Raw genomic sequence first — 21,851 nt, 5'->3', positions numbered from 1 at the left:
GCAATCTCAATGTCTGATTTAAATCCCATTTTTTCTCCTCCAATACTTTGATAAATATTTAACAACTACTATAAGTTTAACCGATTCGATAATAAAAATCAAACAATAGTTATGATAAAATTTTACTATAATTTCATCTGCAATTCCTGTTTCAATTGTTAATTTTGTATCATTTTTTACTCTAGATGCTTTTGGCTCATCATTTTCTTTAAATCTGTGTATTTATTCTCTATTATTAAATTTTATTTTCATTTTTATATCAATTTTTTTACAAATACACCATTTTATAATCTTTGAAAGCGTTTTATTATTGTTTTTGTAAATAGCATTAATCTTACAACTTTTAATCTTCCTATCCTTTCCGGGTAAAAGAAAAACCGCCACCAGATCATAAAAAAATCCGATGAAGGCGGTTCATTTACTTAAGCATCAGCTCCAGTTGACACAAAATGATATCGTCCTGATTAACAATATCAATCCGATACTGGTTTTCCCCCAATTTCTCACCGAGCGCCCGGATCTGATCGCCGTAAAAGCATTGGGCCTTATAAATCATTTTTGCTTCAGCCAGGACCTTGCTTTTAACCACCTCCAGGGGCAGAACCTCAATGGCCCAAGCCAGATATTTGACATGGTTGACATGCTGATTAAAATCAATATCGAGAAACCGTACCGAGAAACACTTTTCGAGATCGACTTGATTGATTTTTGAAAGCTTCTTGAAGATCGGTTCCCCTTTATCAAAACACTCATAGGCATCCATCTCCGGATGTTCGTCAATACGCTCCATTTTTTCGGTCTCCCGGTTAATCAGCAACCACTGAGTATCGGCGGTAACCTTAACTACGCCACTTGCATCCTCGACGGTGAACCGTCTTGTGGCACAGAATTTCTCCATCCCGGTCGCCCGAGTCGTCACCATCACCTCATCCTGGTAGCGAGGATAATCGTAGAAGCGGATCGCATATTTGACCAGAAACCAGGCCAGATTGTTTTCCTTTAAGTAATCCCCACCCAAACCCAACTGATTGCCCTGGTTGGTGGAGGCTTCCTGAAAATAGTTCATGGCAGTGGTGGGCAGCATTTTCTCGGTGGAATCCGATTCGTAACAGGCCACCCGCTTTTTTTCCTGATAGACAAGGCTCATAAGCTGCTCCTATAAAAAACTACGGCGATACAGACTGATTCCGTCAAGGCTCCAATTGGCTTCAGTGAAGCTTCCCGGTTCCACCCGGTTGAGGGCCTGTTCCATGGTATACATCCGGGCATCGATCATGTCAATGTGATGGAGCAGTTCTGCTTCCGGAAACATTGGCCGTTTGGGACTGCCAAATTCCGGCTGGTAATGATGGGAAAGAATCATGTGTTTAAGCATCATCAGAACCTCCGGATCGGCGCCCAGAGACTGACCGACCAGCTCCAGTTCGACAATTTCCTGGGTGATGTGCCCCAGCAGTTTGCCCTCAGGGGTATAATCGGATACCGATCCGTTTTCATCCGAAACCATCTCATTGATTTTTCCGATATCGTGGAGGATGATGCCAGCATACAGCAGATCCCGGTTGATCAAGGGATAAATTCCCGCCAGACTCTTGCCGATACGGAGCATCGAATAAATATGATAAAGCAGTCCGCCCTTTATGGCATGATGATGCTTTTTGGCGGCTGGAAAATAGCTCAGAATCTCGGTTTGATCACTAAAGATTTTACTGGTGATGGCAGCAATGTCAGCATTGGTAAAATCATCAATGGTATCATTGATATAACCCAGCATTTCATCAATATCCACCGGTACGGTTTCAATGAAATCATTGATGCTCACCTCATCTGATTCATCGACCAACCGCATTTTTTCGACGATCAGCTGTAGCCGGTTGTTGAATTCCTGAACCTTGCCCTTTATTTTTACCAGTTTGCCATTGGTGAAGATTTCCTCTTCCTCTGGTTTTACGTCCCATTTCTTCCCATCGATTTCGTCAAAATCGGCATCATTCAAGACCATATTAAAATAGCGACTGCCATTGGTAGCGGTTTTGGTCATCTGCGACTTTATAAAGAGAAAGCCCAGATAATTTTGCCCCTTCTGTACTGACTTGATTTTCAATTTATTCTCCTCTTGTTTTTTTATTTACACTGCTCTGGAAAAGCTTTTTCATACGTAGACAGACCATGCTTTAATACTTCCATACTCTTTTTCATATCCTCGCCATTAAGCACATAGGCAATCCGAACCTCATCAGCACCGTCCTGGGGGTTTAAATAAAAATCATTGGCCGGGGATAACAGCACTGTTTCACCCTGATAATCAAAATCAGTGATCAGCCACTCGATAAAATGACTGGCTTCTTTGATTGGCAACTTGGCCATAAAGTAAAAAGCCCCCCGGGGTTCTTTGCAGATAACCCCAGGAATTTCCTGAAGAGCAGCGTAAACAATCTCCCGGCGACAGGTATATTCCTTTAAAACCCCATCAAAAAAATCCCCATCCAGCTTCAGCAACGAAACCGCTCCAATCTGATCGATTGTCGAAACCGACAGCCGCATCTGAACCAATTTTTTAAGCTGATTCATCAGGGTTTTATTTTTGGAGACAATAAAACCGATCCGGGCCCCACAGGCGCTGTAGCGTTTGGAAATACTGTCAATCAGAATAAAATGCTGGGCCAGTTCGTCATACTGGGCCGGACTCAGATAGTCCTGACTGTCATAGACAAACTCCCGGTAAACCTCATCAGAAATCAGATAGAGATTGTGTTTGATGGCCAGTTTCACCATCACCTCAATTTCTTCCCGGGAAAAAACCTTACCGGTGGGATTCCCGGGATTGGTCATCAACAGCGCCTTGGTTCGGGGTGTAATGGCTGCTTCAATCACCGCAGCCGCTGGCAGGGCAAAGCCGTCTTCAGCGTAGGTTTTAAAACCAACCAGATTAACATCGGTGGCCGCCGCCATTTCCTTATAAATGCTATAGAGCGGTTCGGCGGTGAGGATTTCATCTCCGGCATTGCAGATCCCGATAAAGGTAAACAACAGGGCCTCGCTGCCGCCGTTGGTGACAAAAAGATCACCGACATCGTAATGAAGACCCAAACGCCGGTAATAATCGCAGGCTGCTTGCCGAAGCTCGATGATCCCCTCCGGAGCCTGGTAGGATAAGACTTCCTGATCAATACAGTTAACACTGTCTAAAAAACCGGCCGGGGTTTTGATATCCGGCTGGCCGATGTTTAAAAAATAAACTTTCTTGCCCTTTTTCTGGGCCTCACTAACCAGTGGATAATATTTTAAAAGGGCAGGTTCTCCCATTTTTTGGATACGCTGAGATGTTTTCATTTTTACTCCTGTTTTTTTGTATAATCACAATGACTCTTAAAAAATTATAAGCTTTATCGCTGAAAATTGCAAATATCTGAAGCCCATTTAATTGTGCAGTTTTAAAAATCGTGTTAAACTGATCATAATATACTATACTACCGGAGGCTTTATGAAACGATCAACACCAAACATTCCTCCTGTTCTGGAGTTCACCGAGGATTTTTTCTCCCTGCTGGCCTGGGCCCGGGATGAAGAAGAGGATATTGAAGGCCAGCATTTTAAAGATTTAACATTTATTAATGAAGATTTTTCCCAGCTCTCATTTCGGGAATCACTTTTTGAAAACTGTGACTTTTCGGACTGCAATTTTGAAAAAATCGACGGCCGGGATCTGCGTTTTAAGTCCTGCAGCCTGTCCAACAGCAGTTTTGCCGAGGGTTATTTCAATCGCTGTGAGTTTTTTGCCTGTAAACTGGTGGGTGCTGATTTTTTTCAAGCTCAGCTGGAAAATTTTCTGGCCACGGACTCCAGTTTTCACTATGCCAATTTTAGCAAGGCCAAACTCAAGGCCCTGGAAATTTCCCAATGTGATTTTAGCGAAGCCACCATTTCCGAGTGCAAACTCACTCAGATCAAACTGGATGATGTCAATTTCAGCCAAACCAGTTTTTTTAAAACACCCCTCAAAGGACTGGACTTCACCAGCTGCCAGATCGATGGTCTGATCGTCTCCATCGAGGCATTAAGCGGGGCTGTTGTCACCACCTTCCAGGCCGCTGAACTGGCTAAGCTAATGGGTTTGATTGTCCGCTAATAGCTCACGAAAGAAAGGTCACTTATGGAAACCATCCCGGCTAAAAATATGCTGACCCGAACCAAAAATAATTTCTGGTTCGGCACCGACTATAACATGAATATCTACCGGGGCTGCTCCCATGGCTGTATTTACTGCGACAGCCGCAGCGACTGCTATGGGATCAACGCTTTTGATCAGGTTCGAGCCAAAACAAAAGCCCTGGCCATTCTGGAGGATAACCTGCGCCGCAAAACTTTAAAGGGCGTGGTAGGTACCGGCGCCATGAGCGACCCCTATAATCCCATGGAAAAGAAACATCAGCTCACCCGTCAGGCCCTGGAGCTGTTTAAACGCTATGGTTATGGGGTGGCCATCGCCACCAAAAGCCCCCTTGTTACCCGGGATAAAGATCTGCTTGCCGCGATTCAGAAGCGATCACCGGTGCTGGTCAAAATCACCATTACCTGTGCTGATGACCCGCTGGCTAAACTCATCGAACCCCACGTAGCCCCCAGCAGTGCCCGCTTTGCGGCGATAAAAGAATTGTCGGACAGTGGCATCTTTGCCGGAGTCCTGCTAATGCCGATTCTCCCCTTTATCAATGATACCCCGGCAAATATTAAGGCCATTGTGACTGCTGCAGCCGAGCAGGGCGCCCGGTTTATTTATCCTGCCTTCGGGGTGACTCTGCGGGATTCCCAACGCCTTTATTATTACGATCAGCTGGATGCCCATTTTCCCGGCATCAAAAAAGAGTACCTCCGCCGTTTTGGCAATGCCTACAGCTGCGCCAGCCCTCAGACCAAAAGTCTCTGGACGATCTTTACCAGGGAATGCCAGCATTATGGGCTACTCTACAAAATGGAGGACATTGTCGGCCATTATAAACTGGAGCACGGTAGCCAGCAGTTGTCATTTTTTGATTAGGTTCCTTGTACCGCAATTAAAAATTGATTGCTGCGGCCAGCCTCAAAAGGCCCTTTTCACAACCAGCAGACAATCACAGTCTGCTTTTTTTATATAACATAATGCAATATATATTTGACTTTTTGTTTTTTATAGTATACTATAAATCATGTCAGGAGTGATTAGATGAAAAATATAAAATTGAAGGTAGCCCGGGTTGAAAAAGATATCTCCCAGGCAGAACTGGCCACACGGGTTGGCGTCACCCGCCAAACCATCGGTATGATTGAAACCGGTAAATTCAACCCCTCTTTACAATTATGCATCGCCATCTGTAAAGCGCTGGGAAAAACGTTGAACGATTTATTCTGGGAGGAAAACGACAATGAAAAAAATTAGAAAAGTGGTTGATGAGCGCCAGGAACTGGAATTGTATAAAATCGAGCATGTTTGTTTCTGGATTGTTTTCTGGCTGTTGCTTGGCAGTATTATCGTCCAGTCGATGTTTCTCAATGCCCCTTTTAGCCAATGGGGATTTGAGTGGGCCATCTTTATGATCTGCTGTGGCGGGGTCATGGTCGGCTGTTATAAAAAGGGTCAATGGGATTTCTACAGTAAACCCACCACCAAAAACTACCTGATCTACAGCCTGATCGGCTCCGGTTCTTTTGCCGTCATTTATGCCATTACGATGTATCTAAATCACGCTTATTTAAAAGACAATTTGCTGGCCCTGGGCGCTCTGACGGCCTTTATCTTTGCGATGTTGTTTGCCCTGATCTTTGTCGCCCTGTTTATTACCGGCACCCTGGTAAAAAAACGCCAGAAAAAACTGGAAAACCAGTTCAGCGATGATGATCTAAACTAGTCTATTCCCTAACCAACACCCTTTGACTGCACAAGGGGTGTTTTTCTTTCTGCTTTTTACCGTTTACTAAAAAATCAAACTTTACTTAAGTCCCAAATTTCTGCAATCGTTTTTCACCGGATTTCGTGTTAATTGCGTTTCGCTTTTTTATTTCTGTGCTATACTACAACTAATTTACACTGGATTTCGTATTATACTGGATTTCGTATTATAAGATTTAATCATAAGAGGTAAACAAATGAAAGAAAATTTAAACCTGATGGCGGTCTTTTGTGATGACAACGGCCAACTGGCCCGCTTTGATGAGATGTCGAATTTTGTCTTCTTTTCCAAAGAAGCAGCCCACTGGAGTCCATCCGAGCGGATTCCTTTTTCATGTGATCTATCGGGTGGTTTGGCTTCGATCCGGGAAAACATCAGCCAGATGCTGGGTGCCTTCAATGACTGCCGGATTATTATTGCCAAATCAATCAGCGGCGTCCCCTATCAGATTTTTGACCGTTCCGGCTTTGTTATCTGTGAATCTGAAGATTTTGATCCCGAACTTTTGGACGCCATCCAGGCCGATCTCATCAGCCAGAATGAGGACGCACAGGCCGATGCTATTTTATTATCCCGGACACCGGTAGAAACCGAGATCCCCGGATATTACCATTTTGATTTAACCGAGGTACAGAGAAAACACCCGGAGCTCAGTTCAAAAGCAGCGCTGTTGCCGTTTTTAAAAGAAACGCCATTTTATGCCCTTAAGCTGGTTTGTGATCATATCCCGCCATGGTTTGAACACCAGTTACCGGCAATGCAAATGCAATACCGGGTCGAAAATAAAAACAATTCCGCTACGCATGTGGTGATTACCCATGTCGTCTGTGAATAGAAGGAGCTTATTATGCCAACCTGCCAAACTGAAAACTATGGCCCCCTCGCCGGGGTCACCTATTTAGAAACCTATACCGACGGCTCACCCAAAGGCTGTGCCTTCGACGAACCCAATACCATCAATACCCCAGTCGGGATGCTGATTCCCCACTATGGTCCGGCCAACCTGAGAAATCGGGAGGGGCTGGCCCTGGAATTTTTTAAAAGCGGCCAGATTAAAAGTATCGATCTGGAAAATGCGACTGAGGTGATCACCTCTCTGGGAAACCTGTCCGCCGAACGAATCAGCTTTTATGAAAATGGCCGGATCCACCGTTTGTTCCCCTTAAACGGTCGGATTAACGGCTACTGGACCGAGCATGACGAATATACCCTGGCCAAACCAATGGCCTTTGATCTGGCGGTGGGAGCCTTTTCCGCCAAGGTCGTGAGCCTCTGCTTTTATGAAAGCGGGGCACTGAAGAGTCTGACCATGTGGCCTCAGGAAACCATCGAAATCAATAGTCCCGATGGGCTGGTGAAGGTGCGCTACGGTTTCTCCTTATATGAAAACGGCATACTGAAAAGTTTTGAACCCGCCCTGCCCGAACCCATTGTCACCCCGATCGGGATTGTGATCGCCTATGACAGCAACGCTCATGGCATTAATTGCGACGAAAATTCAGTGAACTATTCCCCCGCCGGGAAGGTCCGCTCCCTGATTACCGGCAACAACGGTTTGATGATCACCGCCCCGGAAGGCAAGCAGTTCGTCCAGCCGCTGATGAAACCGGGTACTCTGGATCCGGAGGTACTTGTTCCCGAACCGATGACCATTGTTTTTAGTGATGGCAAAATGGAAATCATTCAGGATAATATTGTAACAGTTGATTTAAAAACCGCCACCGTCCGGTCCATACTGGTTCATGATCCAATGAAAAAATCCTGCGGCGACTGTTCTTCCTGCTCCAGCTGTGGCTGATCGTTTGGGTGATATTTAAGGATCTCTTAAGTTTTATTTAAGCAAGAATTTGTCAATTGATTCAAAATACATTAGCAACCCGTGAAAATGATTTCATCCTATCTGACAGTTATTAAACGCATCAACAAACTAAAGTACAATCCCGGTTTGGGCTCAAAAAAAACACTCGCACTGCCAGCCAATTCTTAAACCCATTTCACTTTGAAAAGGGTTTACAAGCGAAGCAGCTTGACTTATCCCTTAATTCCATGGATAATAAGCCCATAGAAAACAATGCAATACGGATTTGACAAAGACAATGTGGTCTCAGCTCCTTACAATTGGGTAAGTGCTGAGACCTTTTTGTTACCCTCACATCTATCCCTATTTAGACAAAGAGGTCTTAATTTGCTGCTCAATCAGGGCGGCCGATTAAGACCTTTTCGTTTATGCAAAACAAAATAAGTTTTTTAGACAAGGAAGTCTTACCATTTACACTGTTGTGAAAGGCCAGGACTTCTTTTATTTTTGCTCAAAAACTTGCATTGGATCTTAAATTTTTCACACTCAGGAGGAACAGATTATGAGACAAATTGCTATTTATGGAAAAGGTGGTATTGGTAAATCAACCACAACCCAGAACCTGACAGCCGGACTTGGCTTAATGGACAAAAACATTATGGTAGTCGGATGTGATCCAAAGGCGGATTCAACCCGGTTGTTGCTTGGTGGTCTGGCACAAAAAACCGTTTTGGATACCCTTCGTGAAGAAGGCGAAGAAATCGAACTGGAAGCGATCTTAAAACCAGGATTCCGGGGCATTCAATGTGTGGAATCAGGTGGACCGGAACCCGGTGTTGGCTGTGCTGGCCGGGGAATTATTACTTCCATCGGGATGCTGGAACAACTCGGTGCCTACACCGACGATCTGGATTATGTCTTCTATGATGTATTAGGTGACGTTGTCTGTGGTGGTTTTGCCATGCCGATCCGTGAAGGTAAAGCGCAGGAAATCTACATCGTCGCATCGGGTGAAATGATGGCCTTATATGCTGCCAACAATATCGCAAAAGGGGTTCAGAAATATGCTTCAAGTGGCGGCGTTCGACTTGGTGGGATCATCTGTAACAGTCGTAATGTTGATGGCGAAAAAGAACTGGTTGATGCCTTTGCAAAAGAGCTGGGCAGCCAGATGATCTACTTTGTACCCCGTGATAACATGGTTCAACGGGCCGAAATCAATAAAAAAACCGTTCTGGAATTTGATGACACTGCCAACCAGGCTCAGGAATACCGTAATTTGGCTGCTGCTGTCGACAGTAATGAAATGTTTGTAGTGCCTACCCCAATGCACCAGGATCGTTTGGAAGAACTGTTGATGGAACACGGCTTGATGGACATTTAGTCGGTACATTAAGATTAATGCTTTAAGAGCGAAAGGAAGGTTTTACATATGTTAATGGTACGCGCAATTATCAGACCTGAAAAAACAGGCGTTGTTTTATCCGAAATGTTGTCCGCTGGATTCTCAGCTGTAACAAAACTGGATGTATATGGACGAGGAAAACAAAAAGGTATTAAAGTTGGGGACGTTTATTATGATGAAATCCCCAAAGTCATGCTACTTTGTATTGTTAAAGACGAAGACAAAGACGATGTTGTTAAAATAATTATGCAATATGCAAAAACTGGCAAGGAAGGTACTTTTGGAGATGGTCGTATTTTCATTTCTCCGGTAGAAGAAGCGTATACAATCAGTACTGGAACAGCCGGCCTGTAAAAGGAGGAATTGATATGAAAGAAGTTATGGCGATTATCAGGCAAAATAAAGTAAACCAGACCAAAGAAGCCCTTGTCAACGAAGGCTATCCTGCTTTTACCTGCTTAAAGGTGCTTGGTCGTGGCAAAAAAAGTATTGATTTATCGATCATCCAGGATATTGTTGAAGCCGGTGAAATGCCTGTCTCCTCGATGGGTGAGGCATTAACTGAATCCTCCCGTTTAATTCCGAAACGATTTTTTACCGTAATCTGTGAAGACGAGGATGTCAGCAAGGTTGTTTCCATTATTATTGACAACAATCAAACCGGGAACCCCGGTGATGGTAAAATTTTTGTCATCCCAATTGAAGAGTCCATTCGGGTACGAAGTGGCGAAAAAAATGCGGATGCATTTTAGAAAGAGGTGATTTGAATGGATTCTAGAGATAAAGTACTCGATAAATACAGCTCTAAAATATATAAAAACCGAAAAGAACATGTCATAGAAATTGAAAGCGGTGAACCGCAAGTCATCGCTGCCGATACCCGAGCGATTCCCGGGATTATGACCAATCGTGGCTGCTGCTACGCTGGATGTAAAGGGGTTGTTATCGGCCCATTAAAAGATGTTGTCAACATCGTTCACGGCCCCATCGGTTGTGCCTACTACACCTGGGGAACAAGACGAAACAAAGCCAAGGGTGATGAAAACACCAAAGACTTTACTCAATACAGTTTTTCCACTGACATGCAGGAAACCGACATCGTCTTCGGCGGTGAAAAAAAATTACGCCAGGCCATCAAAGAAGCGGTTGAAATTTTCAACCCGGAATGTATCATGATCAGCTCCACCTGTCCGGTTGGATTAATTGGTGATGACATCCATGCGGTGGCTGCAGAATCTGAAAAACTGTACGGCATCAAGGTTTTAGCCTTCAGTTGTGAAGGGTATAAGGGCGTCAGCCAATCCGGCGGTCACCATATTGCCAACAACGGTTTGATGAAATACATTATCGGTACCGGTGATGCCGAACCTCAGAAATACTCGGTTAACCTTTTAGGTGAATACAACATCGGTGGTGACGGCTGGGAAGTTGAGCGGATCTTAAAGCGCATCGGTTACAACGTGGTCTCTGTCATGACTGGTGACGGCAGCTATGATCATCTTAAAAATGCCCATACCGCCGATCTGAACCTGGTTCAATGCCATCGTTCAATCAACTATATTGCCGAAATGATGAAAACCAAATACGGCATGGACTGGATCAAGGTTAATTTCATCGGTGTCGATGGGATTAAAAAGTCTTTAATGGATATTGCTCTGTATTTTGATGATCCCGAATTACTGGCTCGTACCGAAGCAGTTATTGCTGAAGAACTCGATGAAATTTCCGAAGCAATGTCTTATTATAAATCAAAACTGGATGGTAAAAAAGCCGCTGTTTACGTTGGCGGATCACGAACCCACCACTATATCAATCTGTTAAAATCGTTGGGAGTGGAAGTTATCCTGGCTGGTTACGAGTTTGGACATCGTGACGACTACGAAGGTCGTGATGTGATTCCGACGATTAAAATGGATGCCGATTCCAAAAACATTGAAAGTATTACGGTCACTAAAGACGAAGCAAATTACAAAACCTTCCATACGCCCGAAAAACTTGAAGCTTTGAAAGCCGCCGGTGTTCCGCTGGAAAAATATGATGGCTTATGGTCTGATATTTCCGAAGGTGCCATCATTACCGATGACTTTAACCATTTTGAAACAGAAGAATTTTTAAAACTATTAAAACCTGATATTTTCTTCTCGGGAATTAAAGACAAATTTATTATTCAAAAATCAGGAGTTCCCTCACGACAACTACATTCCTATGATTACAGCGGTCCCTACGCTGGATTCAGAGGAGCACTCAATTTCGCCAAAGACATTACAATGGCCACTTATACCCCGGTTTGGAATATGGTTCAAGCCCCATGGAAAAGTGAACCCACGTTAGTTGGCAGCTTAGGAGGTATGGAATAATGTTAGAATTAACCCCAAAAAAATTATCGGACCGATCCACCCTACGAATCAATCCGATAAAAACATGTCAACCAGTCGGTGCGATGTACGCAGCCCTGGGCGTCCACCAATGTATGCCCCACAGCCATGGCTCTCAGGGATGCTGTTCATTTCATCGGATGTTTTTAACCCGACACTTTAAAGATCCAGCTATTGCATCTTCCAGTTCATTTACTGAAGGAGCATCCGTATTCGGCGGTGGCTCCAACTTAAAAACGGCGATTAAAAACATTTTTGATATTTACGACCCTGAGATCATTGCAGTGCATACCACTTGTCTGAGTGAAACCATCGGTGATGACCTGAGTGGTTACATCCAGGATGCCAAAGTACCTGAAGGCAAATTGGTCGTTCACACCAATACGCCAAGCTATGTTGGTTCACATATTACCGGTTATTATAACATGATCTCCGGATTTATTAAATATCTATCTGAATCAACTGGCGAAAAAAATGGCAAACTGGCCCTCTTCCCCGGCTTTGTCAACCCTGGCGACATGCGGGAAATGAAACGGCTGATGAAGCTGATGGGTACCGAGTTCATTATGCTGCCCGATACCAGCGGCGTTTTAGATGCCCCAATGACCGGCAATTACACCATGTATCCCAAAGGCGGCACCACTATTGCTGATATCCGGGATCTGGGCAACTGTGAAATGAGTCTGGGCTTAGGCGAACTGACCTCTGAATTTGCCGCTGACACCCTGGAGAAAAAATGCAAGGTGCCTTACAAAACCCTGCCACTGCCAATTGGTGTCGAAAATACCGATGCCTTCATTATGGCTTTGAACCAGTTCTCTAAAAATGAAGTCCCTTATGAAATTGAAGAAGAACGGGGCCAGTTAATGGATATCCTCTTGGATTCTCATCAATACACCCACAACAAAACCGTGGCTATTTTCGGCGATCCGGACACTGTTTTGGGGATGGCTCAGATCGTTCTGGAAATGGGCATGATTCCTAAATACATGGTAACTGGGACCCCTGGAGCGGCCTTTGACCGAAAAGCCGCTGCGCTACTGGAAAAATTCGGCGTTGAAGGCTGTACTGCCAAGCAAGCCGGTGACCTGTTTGAACTGCACCAATGGATTAAAAATGATCCGGTAGACTTATTAATCGGCGGCACTCACGGCAAACAAGTCGCCCGTGCCGAAGATATCCCTCTGGTCCGTGTTGGTTTCCCGATCATCGATCGTTATGTTCATTCTTACATGCCGATCGTTGGCTATAAAGGTGCCATCCGACTGGCTGAACTGATCCTCAATGCGCTCATGGACCGTCAAGACCGTGACTGTGAAGATGAAGATCTGGAAATGGTAATGTAATGCTTAATTAGGGGAGGGTTTCCTCCCCTTTATTTGAAAGGAGGCTGTACAATGAAAAATGATGCGGCAATTTTACCAGAAAGAGCCCAGTCGATCCGTTTTTCGGAATGCAGCGGCGACGGCATCAAGTGTGAGTCCGCCAGTGTCTCTGGGGCCGTCAGTCAACGGGCCTGTGTTTACTGTGGCGCCCGGGTCGTTTTAAACCCCATCACTGACGCCTTCCATCTTGTTCATGGCCCGATTGGATGTGCCAGCTACACCTGGGATATCCGCGGCAGTCTATCCAGCGGCGAAGAAGGCTATCGCAACTCGTATTCCACTGATCTGCGGGAAACAGACGTCATTTTCGGCGGCGAAAAGAAATTGGTGGCCGCCATTGATGAAATCATGGCCAGTCATGCCCCAAAAGTCATTTTTATTTACGCCACCTGTATTGTCGGCGTCATCGGTGACGATATCGACGCCGTCTGTCGCAACGCCGAAGCAAAGTACGGCATCCGGGTCATCGCTGTTAAATCCCCAGGATTCTCCGGAACCAAGAAAACCGGCTATAAAATGGCCTGTAATGCCATCATGAGCTTGGTTACCCCAGACGTTTTACCCGAAAAAACATGTGGTGTCAACATACTCGGCGACTTTAACCTGGCCGGGGAAATGTGGATCATCAAAAATTATTTAAGACGGATCGGCGTGGAAGTCGTTGCCAATATTACCGGCGACGCCAAAGTCGAGGATTTAAAACAAGCCCCTACAGCCCAACTCAATCTGGTTCAATGTGCCGGTTCAATGACCTATCTGGCCAAACAGATGGAAGAAGCCTTTTCAATTCCTTTTATTAAAGTCAGCTTTTTCGGCGTCACCGACACCTCCGATTCACTGATGCGGATTGCCTATGCGGTCGGTGATAAAGACGTGATCAAGCGCGCTAAAGCCTTTATTGAAGAAGAAAAAAATAGAGTCATTCCTCTTTTAAATAAATATCGCAAAAATCTTGAAGGAAAAAAAGCCGCTATCTATGTCGGTGGCGGCTTTAAAGCAATCTCCCTGATCCGCCAGTTTCACGAATTTGGCATGAACACCGTAATGGTCGGCACCCAAACCGGGAGCAAGGATGATTACGAAGTTATCTCGCATCTGGTGGACGAGGATGCCGTCATTTTAGACGATGCCAATCCGGCCGAACTGGAAGCCTTTATGAAGGAAATGGGAGCCGATATATTAGTCGGCGGTGTCAAGGAACGGCCGCTGGCCTATAAACTGGGGGTAGCCTTCTGTGACCACAACCATGAACGGAAGCATCCTCTGGCGGGCTACGAAGGAACCCTGAACTTCGCCTCAGAAATCAACCTGTCGATGAACAGTCCGGTCTGGGAAATCATAGGAGGTATCAACAATGTCTAAAAATTTAGTCAACCTAAATATTAATCCCTGTAAAATGTGCATGCCGATGGGAACCGCCAATGCTTTTTATGGCATTCAAAAATGTATGAATATCCTCCATGGATCCCAGGGCTGCAGCACCTATATCCGCCGTCATATGGCCACCCATTATAATGAGCCGGTGGACATCGCCTCCTCGTCCCTGACCGAAGAAGGCACCGTTTACGGCGGCGAAAAAAACCTGATCATCGGCCTGGAGAATCTGATCAAATTATATCAACCCGAAGTCATCGGCGTTTCGACCACCTGTCTGGCCGAAACCATCGGCGAAGACATTGAATACATCATCAAGAATTTCTACGCTGCTCATCCTGATGAGACGGTAAAAATCATTCCGGTAAAATCAGCGGGTTACGGCGGTACTCAATTTGAAGGCTTCACCCGGGCACTCCGGGCGATTGTCTCCCATGTCGAGATGGACACTGCCAAACACAATAAGATCAATATCATCAGTTCGATGATTTCCCCGGCAGATACCCGTTATTTAAAAGATGTGTTGGATCAGTTTGGGCTTTCCTATATCCTGCTGCCGGATCTTTCCGAAAATCTCGATGGTGTCCACCAGAGTTCTTATTATCGGCTACCGATGCATGGTACCCCTATTTCAGAAATTCAGAAAATGGCCGGAGCCCGGGCTACCATCGAACTGTCTGATACCATCAAACCTGACGAATCCCCGGGGGTTTACCTCTACGAAAACTATGGCGTCCCCTACAAACGGCTGAACCTGCCGATGGGACTTCGGGATACCGATGCCTTAATGGAGCTTTTATCCGAACTGTCAAAAAAAGCCATTCCGGAGAAAATCGTCAACGCAAGAGGGCGTTATCTTGATGGCATGGTCGACTCCCATAAATACAATGCCCTGGGTCGCATCGCTATCTTCGGCGAACCCGATTTTGTCGTTTCGGCAGTCCGCCTCTGTTGTGAAAATGGCGTAATGCCCGTGATTGCCGCCACTGGTTCTGCTTGTCCCCAGCTCAAAGAAAAGATTGAAGCTGAGCTTTCCAAACTGGCCGATGTGCTTTTTGTTGACAACTACGTGATCTTAAATGATGTTGACTTTGAAACCATTGAAGCAGAAGCTCTGAGACTCGGTGCCAACCTGATGCTGGGGAATTCCGATGGCCGCCGGATTGAAGAAAAACATGGGATTCCCTTGATCCGCTGTGCCTTTCCGATCCATGACCGCATCGGCGGCCAGCGGGTTCGGACCTTGGGCTATGAAGGCTCTCAGGTTCTCCTGGATCAGATAACCAACACCATTCTTAAAACAGTGGAAGGGGGATTCCGGGAAACCCTGTACAACACCTATTATAATGAAGGGCCCAAATCCAAATACGGATTAGAGCCGAAAACGGAGGCACAAATGAAAGTTCTGGAATACAAAAAAACTACTGACCCACTAACCCCGCAGGCTCAGACCATTGAGGAAAAAACCGCCAACCATCCCTGCTATAGCTGTGGTGCCTCCCAGAAAAACGCCCGGATGCACCTCCCCATTGCCCCTAAATGTAATATTCAGTGTAATTACTGTGTCCGCAAATTTGATTGCCCCAACGAGAGCCGTCCCGGCGTGACCACCGACATTCTTTCCCCCGAGGCCGCTTTTGAAAAATATAAACTGGTTAAAGAAAAGGTGCCCAACCTCACCGTTGTCGGCATAGCTGGCCCCGGAGATGCGCTGGCAAACTTTGAACAAACCCGAAAAGCCCTGACATTAATCCATGAGCATGACCCCAATGTTACCTTCTGCGTATCCACCAACGGCTTAATGCTCCCCTACTATGCCAAAGAGCTGGCCAAACTGGGGGTATCCCATGTTACCGTTACCGTCAATGCGGTTGATCCGGCTATCGGTGCCAAAATCTACAAACATGTGGATTTTATGGGAAACCGCTACCATGGCGAAGCCGCTGCTTCAATTCTTCTGGCCAACCAGCTTTCCGGGATCAAGCTCCTGATTGATGAAGGGGTGATTGTCAAAATCAATACGGTCACCCTGATGGGAATCAATGATACCCACATCGAAGAAGTGGTCAAAACGGTCAAAGACATGGGCTGTTTTATCTCCAATGTGATGCCCCTGATTCCCGTGAAAGGCTCCGCCTTTGAAGGTTTAAAAATCGCCACCAACCGCGAAATCAATGCGATTCGTGATAAGTGCGGTGTTCATCTAAAACAAATGTATCACTGCAAACAATGCCGGGCTGATGCCATCGGCAAGCTGGACAGCGACATCTCCCTGGATTTCCGGGAAAATGAAGCCAGAAGTGAATCAAAGACCATAGTGTCCCCAAAGGGATTGCGCTTTGCGATCACCTCCAAAGGCGGGATGCTGGTGGATCAGCATTTCGGCCAGGCCTCTGAACTGTATATCTATGACTACCTTGACGACGAGGTTCAGTTTAAAGAAAAACGGGTGATCGGCAAGTATTGCAGCGGCGAAGAAGAATGTGACGAAAAGGAAGATAAGATCGGCACCATTCTAAAAGCCCTAAATGATTGCGACGGTACCATCACCATGCGTATCGGTGATCTACCCACCAAACGGTTAGAAAGCAAGGGTATCAAGGTCTTCACAACCTACGACCGGATTGAAGATGCTGTTAAAACCGCCGCCCAGGAAATCTTAAAGTCCGAACTGCGCACGGCCGGTAATTTCTAGCATTGCTCTATCGTACCGACCAATTATTAATCTGTTGTTTGCTGCGGAATCGGACAGGTTTATCAACCTGTTCGCTCCGATGCAAACAACATGATGTAATAATTGTCGGTACTGGGTTAACTTTTAGACAGACTTTCCGTCGGTAAAGTTGACAATTATTATCATTTAAAACTATTTATAAACGTATCAGGAGGAATTTAAAAATGGTTAGTCCTAAACATCATATTTTTATCTGCACCAGCTGCCGGATCAACGGCACCCAACAGGGGTATTGTTTTCAACAGGATTCAGTCAAAATCCTGCAGACCTTTCTTGAAGAAATCGACGAGCGGGAATTATCCGGTGATGTCATGTTAAACAACACCGGCTGCTTCGGCATCTGCGACAAGGGTCCCATCGTGGTTGTTTATCCCGAAGGCGTCTGGTATGGCAAGGTGACCGTCGACGATGTGGAACGGATTATGGACGAACACATCGAAGGCGGCAAGGTGGTCGAAGACCTGGTTATTTAGCTCTCTTGGGGTAGTGCCATACTACCGTACCGACCAATTGTTAATCTGTTGAATGCGCACAATTCGTACAGTTGCGAATGCAAGAATGCCACCCTATTATGTTATAGCTCCGCAACTGTTCGCCTTGAGGCACACAACATGATATAACAATTGTCGGTACTGGGCTAATCTTTTATTTTATACTACACCAATTGATGCTGCCCTAACATTGGCAGAATCAATTTTAAATTAAAACAAACGAAAGCGGGGTACACAAATGGTTACTATTATTGATCGAACCTTGACAACCTTTAATACGTCCGGGATGACCAGCCAGGATCTTAACCATTTCTGTGACCTGCTATTTACCTGTGGCGTCACCAAAATCGAATTGACCCCGGAGCTGGTTGACCGGCTTAATTTTCCGGTCACTGCTGCCGGTTTAAAACAATGGTTGGGGCAGCGACGTTTTTTTCTGACCCGGATTCTTCCCGAATCGCTCGCTTCGGCTGGCCCAGGGACGAAAGAACCGAAAGCCCTCTGGAAACTGGAGCCAAATGAGCTGGTGGAAAAAAATATTCCCGTTGGCAAATTACATTCCTGTCACCATCAAAAAATCCGGATTACCGGATTAGAAGACCTGATGACCCGGGATTATTCAGAAGTTTTTAAGGCCCTGCTAGACAGCGGCATTGAAACTCTGGATCTCTGCCCCGGCAATCACCACCATTGTGCCACTGCCATCGCTCTGGAATGGCTATTGGCTGGCGGGCAGAGTATCAGCTGCGGTTTTGCCAACCATCATAACTTCCCACCGCTGGAAGAAGTGCTGATGGGGCTAAAACTAAGTCAACCTGATTTGTTTACCGGTGACTTATCGGTTTTAAGTGAGCTGCGTGACCTTTATGAAAAACTGTCCGGCCAGCCGGTTGGCAAAATGAAGGCGATCATCGGAACCGATATTTTCAAGGTCGAATCCGGTATTCATGTGGATGGGGTATTAAAAAACCCCAATACCTATGAACCCTTTAGTCCCCAAAGCGTTGGTAACCAGCGAGAAATTGTCCTGGGCAAACACTCCGGCCGCCAAAGCCTGTTGTATAAACTAAACGATTCGCAATTATCTGAGTCAGCCGCCCATAGCATTCTAAAACACTTAAAATCCCACTGCACTAAATTAGGCCGAAATCTGTCCGATCGGGAACTGCGAACCCTTGCCAGAGAGGTGCAAAATGACAAACAGATATATTGTTGATACGACCTTAAGAGACGGCGAGCAAAGCCCCGGAATGGCCTTTTCGATCCGCGAAAAAATCACCATCGCCAAAGCTCTGGATACCCTGGGGGTTGCCCGGATTGAAGCCGGTACCCCGGCCATGGGCAGAGAGGAATGCCGGGCCTTTGAAAAAATCAAGCTGGCCTGTCAGAAAGCGCAGATTATTGGTTGGAACCGGATGAACCGCTCTGATATCAGCCAGTCCATCGGCTGCGGCGCCGACATTATTCATGTTTGTGTCCCGGCTTCAGATCTGCTGATTCGCGAGAAGCTGCGCACCACCCGAGGCCGGGTGCTGGAAACCCTAAGTGCCTGCGCCGCGGCTATCCACGATGAGAAAAGAGAACTAACCATCGGTTTGGAGGATGCCTCCCGGGCCGATTGGGATTTCGTCGTTTTACTGATTGAAACCGCCCGGGATCTGGGAGCTACCACCCTGCGTTTCTCCGATACCGTGGGGATCATGTCGCCCAGCCTCTGCAAGGCAACGATCAGCCGGATTCCCGACAACATCGACATTGAGGTACACATGCACAACGACCTGGGCATGGCCGTGCCCAACTCCATCCAGGGACTCCGCTCCGGCGCCAAATATGCCGATACCACCCTCTTCGGCATCGGTGAGCGGGCCGGCAACTGCAATTTGGAACATCTGCTGATTGCCACCCAGGGTCAACTGGACTTCGGTATCAACCTGGACGAACTGCAGTGGCGTCAAGCCGATCTAAAATCGATTATTTACAAAAATAACCCGGGGCGTATACCTGATCGAATATCCGCCCACTAAAAAAAACACCTCACGGTGTTTTTTTTTACGTCTTATAATAATTACAATTCACCAAAACCACTGCCGACGAGTGCCACCAGGGTTTCCACGGCCAGCATTTCATCTTCACCGGTGGCAAAAATTTCAACCACATCGCCCTGCCCAATCCCCGTAGCCATAATACTCAAGAGCGATTTGGCATCACCCTCTTTGGGATCGTCGCCCAGTTTTTTAATGCGGATATCTGCTCTGAATTCTCCGGCCTTCTGACAAAACTCCGCCGCTGGCCGGGCGTGTAAACCGCTGGGATTAATAATCGTAACTGTTTTGCTATGCATACTTCTTACCTGTTAATGAATCTTTCATTCCTTTCCGTTTATTCATTTATTCGTTCCCGTCATCAACATGTTCGATTCGTCTTCTTATTATCTTCCCCTTTTTGACTAAAATAAACAGGCTTATAGATAGTTGATCATTTCTTTCAGCGAGTCAAAAACACAATCCGGAACCACTGCTGAATTCGCGACATCCGCCATTTTTGTCTCTCCAGTCAGCACCAGAAAACCCTTACCGCCGTTATTGACGCCAGTGGCCACATCGGTATAGATACGATCGCCGACAAAGGCCACGTCCTCTTTTTTATGCCCGGTAATGGCTAAAATCATCTCCATGGTTTCGGGAAAGGGCTTACCTAAATATTTTGGTTCCACTCCGGTGGATTTGGTAATTAAAGCACACATCGAACCGCAATCGGGGATAAAACCAGTTTCGGTGGGACAGACCAAATCCAGATGGGTGGATAAAAAGACTGCGCCATTGTTAATAAAGGTGCAGATTTTTTTGAGCTTTTCGTAGGTCAGGGTGGTATCAAAGCTGGCGACTGCCACATCTGGCTGCTCCTGGACCAGGTTGATGCCATGTTCCCGGAAGCTCTCCTCCAATAGCGGCGTGCCCATCAGATAGACCGATTGTCCGGGATAATAGGTTTTTAAATAGTTTATGGTCACATCCCCGGAGGTAATAATCTGGTCGACTTCCACAAAGCAGCCCATTTTTTTTAGTTTCTCCTGATAAAAGCTGGATCCCCGGGATGAATTATTGGTGATAAAAATAAAATCTTTTTGATGGCTTCTGAGCGCTTCGATAAAATCCAGTGCCCCATCAATTAAACCGTTGCCCAGATAAAATGTTCCATCCATATCCAGAGCAAATAATTTAACATCTCTTAAGGCTTCCTCTTTTGACAATATCATTTTCAGTCGGCCCTCTTTATTTCTGGAGTCCCGAATCCAATTTTTTCCACGTGTTCAAAAACGTCATCGAATTCCAGCAATTTTTTTCCGCACTCCACGTCAGTAACCAGGACATTAATGAAACCGCCTTTGATGGCCCCCTGGATCGCCCGGGCTTTTTCAGAACCACTGGCAACACCAATGGAATGGGGAACCCGCCGAAGTTTCTTGATGTCAACCCCAATCACACAATTATCAGACTCAAACGCTTCAGTGCTGCCATTGATATCAAAAAATTGCATACAGACATCACCCACCACATTTTTTTTGCGCATGGTTTCCATGTCTTTTTCATCGTAATAGCCGGTAGACATAATCGCCGATCCGCGATTGGGCACGCCGATCCCAACCACCGCTACGTCCAGGCCATCGCCCATTTTAATGATCCGCTTAATATCCGGCTCCTTCATTAATTCTTCTTTGATCTTGATTCCAGACACTCGGGCCGGGGCGTGGAGCAAATAAGAAACGCCGCCAAAAGCCTTTGCCAAAGCTTCGACAATGGTATTGGAGTGCAGCTCCATACCCAGATGTCCGATCCCACCGATGAGGGGAATGAAGGTCACCCGCTTTGAGGTTCCCTTTGAAATAAAACGATAGATCTGGCCAATGGAAGAACCCATCGAAACCCCGATAATCGTATCATCTTTAATTAACCGCTCGAGATAATTGGCAGTCGCTTTAGCCAACTCATCCTTCTGATCCCGGCTGTCCTGTTTCATATCCACAATGAAAACTTCTTTCAAGCCATAGCGACTCTCCAGCTTTTTTTCCAGATCCACATAGTTGTTACCAAAAATAGGATCGATAATAATTTTGACAATCCCTCGCTCCTTGGCGTTCTGAAGAATCCGGGACACCGTTGGACGGGAAAGACCCAACTCTTTGGCAATCAACTTTTGATTGATATCCTGGTTATAGTACATCTCACAGATTTTCACCATCAGACGTTCATCATCCACTACTTTTTTCATTCCCTCACCTCGCTATCTGTACTTTTTTTTATATTCATTTCTGAAATTTTGCAACTATTCCTTAATTATAGTATTATCGATGAAAATGTCAAT

Annotated in this window: 22 protein-coding genes; 16 read left to right on the top strand and 6 right to left on the bottom strand. The window is 45.8% G+C overall.

All coding sequences use genetic code 11. The features are described from left to right. Nucleotides 1-418: 418 nt before the first annotated feature. The 3 genes from B3F51_RS07685 to B3F51_RS07675 are packed head-to-tail and all read right to left on the bottom strand — an operon-like array spanning nt 419 to nt 3,333. Nucleotides 419-1,147 (bottom strand): acyl-[acyl-carrier-protein] thioesterase, encoded by a 729-nt coding sequence (locus B3F51_RS07685; RefSeq protein WP_286946416.1) that lies wholly within the window; start codon nt 1,145-1,147, stop codon nt 419-421. 9 nt (nt 1,148-1,156) lie between these two features. Further along, nucleotides 1,157-2,104 (bottom strand): 3'-5' exoribonuclease YhaM family protein, encoded by a 948-nt coding sequence (locus tag B3F51_RS07680; protein WP_084633490.1) that lies wholly within the window; start codon nt 2,102-2,104, stop codon nt 1,157-1,159. A 20-nt stretch (nt 2,105-2,124) separates the two neighbouring features. After that, a complete protein-coding gene (locus tag B3F51_RS07675) occupies nt 2,125-3,333 on the bottom strand; it encodes a pyridoxal phosphate-dependent aminotransferase (RefSeq protein WP_070370197.1) in 1,209 nt (402 codons plus the stop codon). Between the two features lie 151 nt (nt 3,334-3,484). Between B3F51_RS07675 and B3F51_RS07670 the strand changes: the two genes are divergently transcribed. From B3F51_RS07670 to B3F51_RS07595, 16 genes are all read left to right on the top strand, one after another. Next, entirely contained in the window at nt 3,485-4,129 is a 645-nt protein-coding gene (locus tag B3F51_RS07670) for a pentapeptide repeat-containing protein (RefSeq protein ID WP_286946415.1), read from the top strand. Between the two features lie 24 nt (nt 4,130-4,153). Next, nucleotides 4,154-5,038: an SPL family radical SAM protein gene (locus B3F51_RS07665; RefSeq protein ID WP_286946414.1), complete on the top strand. Its 885-nt coding sequence runs from the start codon at nt 4,154-4,156 to the stop codon at nt 5,036-5,038. Nucleotides 5,039-5,203: 165 nt separating this feature from the next. Next, nucleotides 5,204-5,416 carry a helix-turn-helix transcriptional regulator gene (locus B3F51_RS07660; protein WP_148638414.1) on the top strand — a complete coding sequence of 71 codons (213 nt, stop codon included), beginning with the start codon at nt 5,204-5,206 and terminating at the stop codon, nt 5,414-5,416. Continuing rightward, the gene (locus B3F51_RS07655; protein WP_148638412.1) at nt 5,403-5,885 is read left to right on the top strand and encodes a DUF6773 family protein; all 483 of its coding nucleotides are present in this window, start codon (nt 5,403-5,405) and stop codon (nt 5,883-5,885) included. The genes B3F51_RS07660 and B3F51_RS07655 overlap by 14 nt, the downstream gene beginning before the upstream one ends. Nucleotides 5,886-6,123: 238 nt before the next feature. Then, the gene (locus B3F51_RS07650) at nt 6,124-6,762 is read left to right on the top strand and encodes a Fe-only nitrogenase accessory AnfO family protein (protein ID WP_070370202.1); all 639 of its coding nucleotides are present in this window, start codon (nt 6,124-6,126) and stop codon (nt 6,760-6,762) included. A 12-nt stretch (nt 6,763-6,774) separates the two neighbouring features. Then, nucleotides 6,775-7,725, top strand: a complete 951-nt coding sequence (locus tag B3F51_RS07645) for a hypothetical protein (RefSeq protein WP_070370203.1) — start codon at nt 6,775-6,777, stop codon at nt 7,723-7,725. 562 nt (nt 7,726-8,287) lie between these two features. After that, entirely contained in the window at nt 8,288-9,109 is an 822-nt protein-coding gene (gene nifH / locus B3F51_RS07640; RefSeq protein WP_070370204.1) for a nitrogenase iron protein, read from the top strand. 48 nt (nt 9,110-9,157) lie between these two features. Continuing rightward, nucleotides 9,158-9,484, top strand: a complete 327-nt coding sequence (locus tag B3F51_RS07635; protein ID WP_286946413.1) for a P-II family nitrogen regulator — start codon at nt 9,158-9,160, stop codon at nt 9,482-9,484. 14 nt (nt 9,485-9,498) lie between these two features. Continuing rightward, a complete protein-coding gene (locus B3F51_RS07630) occupies nt 9,499-9,882 on the top strand; it encodes a P-II family nitrogen regulator (protein ID WP_148638405.1) in 384 nt (127 codons plus the stop codon). 15 nt (nt 9,883-9,897) lie between these two features. Next, a complete protein-coding gene (nifD, locus tag B3F51_RS07625) occupies nt 9,898-11,487 on the top strand; it encodes a nitrogenase molybdenum-iron protein alpha chain (RefSeq protein WP_070370207.1) in 1,590 nt (529 codons plus the stop codon). Then, nucleotides 11,487-12,851, top strand: coding sequence for a nitrogenase molybdenum-iron protein subunit beta (gene nifK / locus B3F51_RS07620; protein ID WP_070370208.1), 1,365 nt, complete (start codon nt 11,487-11,489; stop codon nt 12,849-12,851). The genes nifD and nifK overlap by 1 nt, the downstream gene beginning before the upstream one ends. Before the next feature lie 51 nt (nt 12,852-12,902). Then, nucleotides 12,903-14,252 carry a nitrogenase iron-molybdenum cofactor biosynthesis protein NifE gene (gene nifE, locus B3F51_RS07615; RefSeq protein ID WP_070370209.1) on the top strand — a complete coding sequence of 450 codons (1,350 nt, stop codon included), beginning with the start codon at nt 12,903-12,905 and terminating at the stop codon, nt 14,250-14,252. Then, nucleotides 14,245-16,959, top strand: a complete 2,715-nt coding sequence (gene nifB / locus B3F51_RS07610; RefSeq protein WP_286946412.1) for a nitrogenase cofactor biosynthesis protein NifB — start codon at nt 14,245-14,247, stop codon at nt 16,957-16,959. Before nifE ends, nifB begins: the two co-directional genes overlap by 8 nt. Nucleotides 16,960-17,162: 203 nt before the next feature. After that, the gene (locus B3F51_RS07605; protein ID WP_148638399.1) at nt 17,163-17,471 is read left to right on the top strand and encodes a 2Fe-2S ferredoxin; all 309 of its coding nucleotides are present in this window, start codon (nt 17,163-17,165) and stop codon (nt 17,469-17,471) included. 256 nt (nt 17,472-17,727) lie between these two features. Then, nucleotides 17,728-18,705, top strand: coding sequence for a homocitrate synthase/isopropylmalate synthase family protein (locus B3F51_RS07600; protein WP_286946411.1), 978 nt, complete (start codon nt 17,728-17,730; stop codon nt 18,703-18,705). Beyond that, the gene (locus B3F51_RS07595; protein ID WP_286946410.1) at nt 18,683-19,513 is read left to right on the top strand and encodes a homocitrate synthase; all 831 of its coding nucleotides are present in this window, start codon (nt 18,683-18,685) and stop codon (nt 19,511-19,513) included. Before B3F51_RS07600 ends, B3F51_RS07595 begins: the two co-directional genes overlap by 23 nt. Nucleotides 19,514-19,554: 41 nt before the next feature. Here B3F51_RS07595 and B3F51_RS07590 read toward each other — a convergent pair whose 3' ends face one another. The 3 genes from B3F51_RS07590 to B3F51_RS07580 all read right to left on the bottom strand — a co-directional run bounded on the left by B3F51_RS07590 (nt 19,555) and on the right by B3F51_RS07580 (nt 21,758). After that, a complete protein-coding gene (locus B3F51_RS07590) occupies nt 19,555-19,830 on the bottom strand; it encodes an HPr family phosphocarrier protein (protein WP_286946409.1) in 276 nt (91 codons plus the stop codon). 120 nt (nt 19,831-19,950) lie between these two features. Further along, nucleotides 19,951-20,745 (bottom strand): HAD-IIA family hydrolase, encoded by a 795-nt coding sequence (locus B3F51_RS07585; RefSeq protein ID WP_286946408.1) that lies wholly within the window; start codon nt 20,743-20,745, stop codon nt 19,951-19,953. Between the two features lie 2 nt (nt 20,746-20,747). Continuing rightward, nucleotides 20,748-21,758 carry a sugar-binding transcriptional regulator gene (locus tag B3F51_RS07580; protein ID WP_070370215.1) on the bottom strand — a complete coding sequence of 337 codons (1,011 nt, stop codon included), beginning with the start codon at nt 21,756-21,758 and terminating at the stop codon, nt 20,748-20,750. Nucleotides 21,759-21,851 lie beyond the last annotated feature (93 nt).

Source organism: Acetobacterium sp. UBA5834 (assembly GCF_002435675.1).
Classification (GTDB): Bacteria; Bacillota; Clostridia; order Eubacteriales; family Eubacteriaceae; genus Acetobacterium; species Acetobacterium wieringae.
Note: the sequence above shows the minus strand (reverse complement) of the source record. Positions and strands in the feature narration are given on the sequence as shown.

Bases quoted from the DNA above. Each gene is read 5' to 3' on its own strand.
- B3F51_RS07685 (WP_286946416.1), bottom strand. From the start codon at position 1,147: ATGAGCCTTGTCTATCAGGAAAAAAAGCGGGTGGCCTGTTACGAATCG.
- B3F51_RS07675 (WP_070370197.1), bottom strand. From the start codon at position 3,333: ATGAAAACATCTCAGCGTATCCAAAAAATGGGAGAACCTGCCCTTTTA.
- B3F51_RS07670 (WP_286946415.1), top strand. From the start codon at position 3,485: ATGAAACGATCAACACCAAACATTCCTCCTGTTCTGGAGTTCACCGAG.
- B3F51_RS07665 (WP_286946414.1), top strand. From the start codon at position 4,154: ATGGAAACCATCCCGGCTAAAAATATGCTGACCCGAACCAAAAATAAT.
- B3F51_RS07660 (WP_148638414.1), top strand. From the start codon at position 5,204: ATGAAAAATATAAAATTGAAGGTAGCCCGGGTTGAAAAAGATATCTCC.
- B3F51_RS07655 (WP_148638412.1), top strand. From the start codon at position 5,403: ATGAAAAAAATTAGAAAAGTGGTTGATGAGCGCCAGGAACTGGAATTG.
- B3F51_RS07650 (WP_070370202.1), top strand. From the start codon at position 6,124: ATGAAAGAAAATTTAAACCTGATGGCGGTCTTTTGTGATGACAACGGC.
- B3F51_RS07645 (WP_070370203.1), top strand. From the start codon at position 6,775: ATGCCAACCTGCCAAACTGAAAACTATGGCCCCCTCGCCGGGGTCACC.
- nifH (WP_070370204.1), top strand. From the start codon at position 8,288: ATGAGACAAATTGCTATTTATGGAAAAGGTGGTATTGGTAAATCAACC.
- B3F51_RS07635 (WP_286946413.1), top strand. From the start codon at position 9,158: ATGTTAATGGTACGCGCAATTATCAGACCTGAAAAAACAGGCGTTGTT.
- B3F51_RS07630 (WP_148638405.1), top strand. From the start codon at position 9,499: ATGAAAGAAGTTATGGCGATTATCAGGCAAAATAAAGTAAACCAGACC.
- nifD (WP_070370207.1), top strand. From the start codon at position 9,898: ATGGATTCTAGAGATAAAGTACTCGATAAATACAGCTCTAAAATATAT.
- nifK (WP_070370208.1), top strand. From the start codon at position 11,487: ATGTTAGAATTAACCCCAAAAAAATTATCGGACCGATCCACCCTACGA.
- nifE (WP_070370209.1), top strand. From the start codon at position 12,903: ATGAAAAATGATGCGGCAATTTTACCAGAAAGAGCCCAGTCGATCCGT.
- nifB (WP_286946412.1), top strand. From the start codon at position 14,245: ATGTCTAAAAATTTAGTCAACCTAAATATTAATCCCTGTAAAATGTGC.
- B3F51_RS07605 (WP_148638399.1), top strand. From the start codon at position 17,163: ATGGTTAGTCCTAAACATCATATTTTTATCTGCACCAGCTGCCGGATC.
- B3F51_RS07600 (WP_286946411.1), top strand. From the start codon at position 17,728: ATGGTTACTATTATTGATCGAACCTTGACAACCTTTAATACGTCCGGG.
- B3F51_RS07595 (WP_286946410.1), top strand. From the start codon at position 18,683: ATGACAAACAGATATATTGTTGATACGACCTTAAGAGACGGCGAGCAA.
- B3F51_RS07590 (WP_286946409.1), bottom strand. From the start codon at position 19,830: ATGCATAGCAAAACAGTTACGATTATTAATCCCAGCGGTTTACACGCC.
- B3F51_RS07585 (WP_286946408.1), bottom strand. From the start codon at position 20,745: ATGATATTGTCAAAAGAGGAAGCCTTAAGAGATGTTAAATTATTTGCT.
- B3F51_RS07580 (WP_070370215.1), bottom strand. From the start codon at position 21,758: ATGAAAAAAGTAGTGGATGATGAACGTCTGATGGTGAAAATCTGTGAG.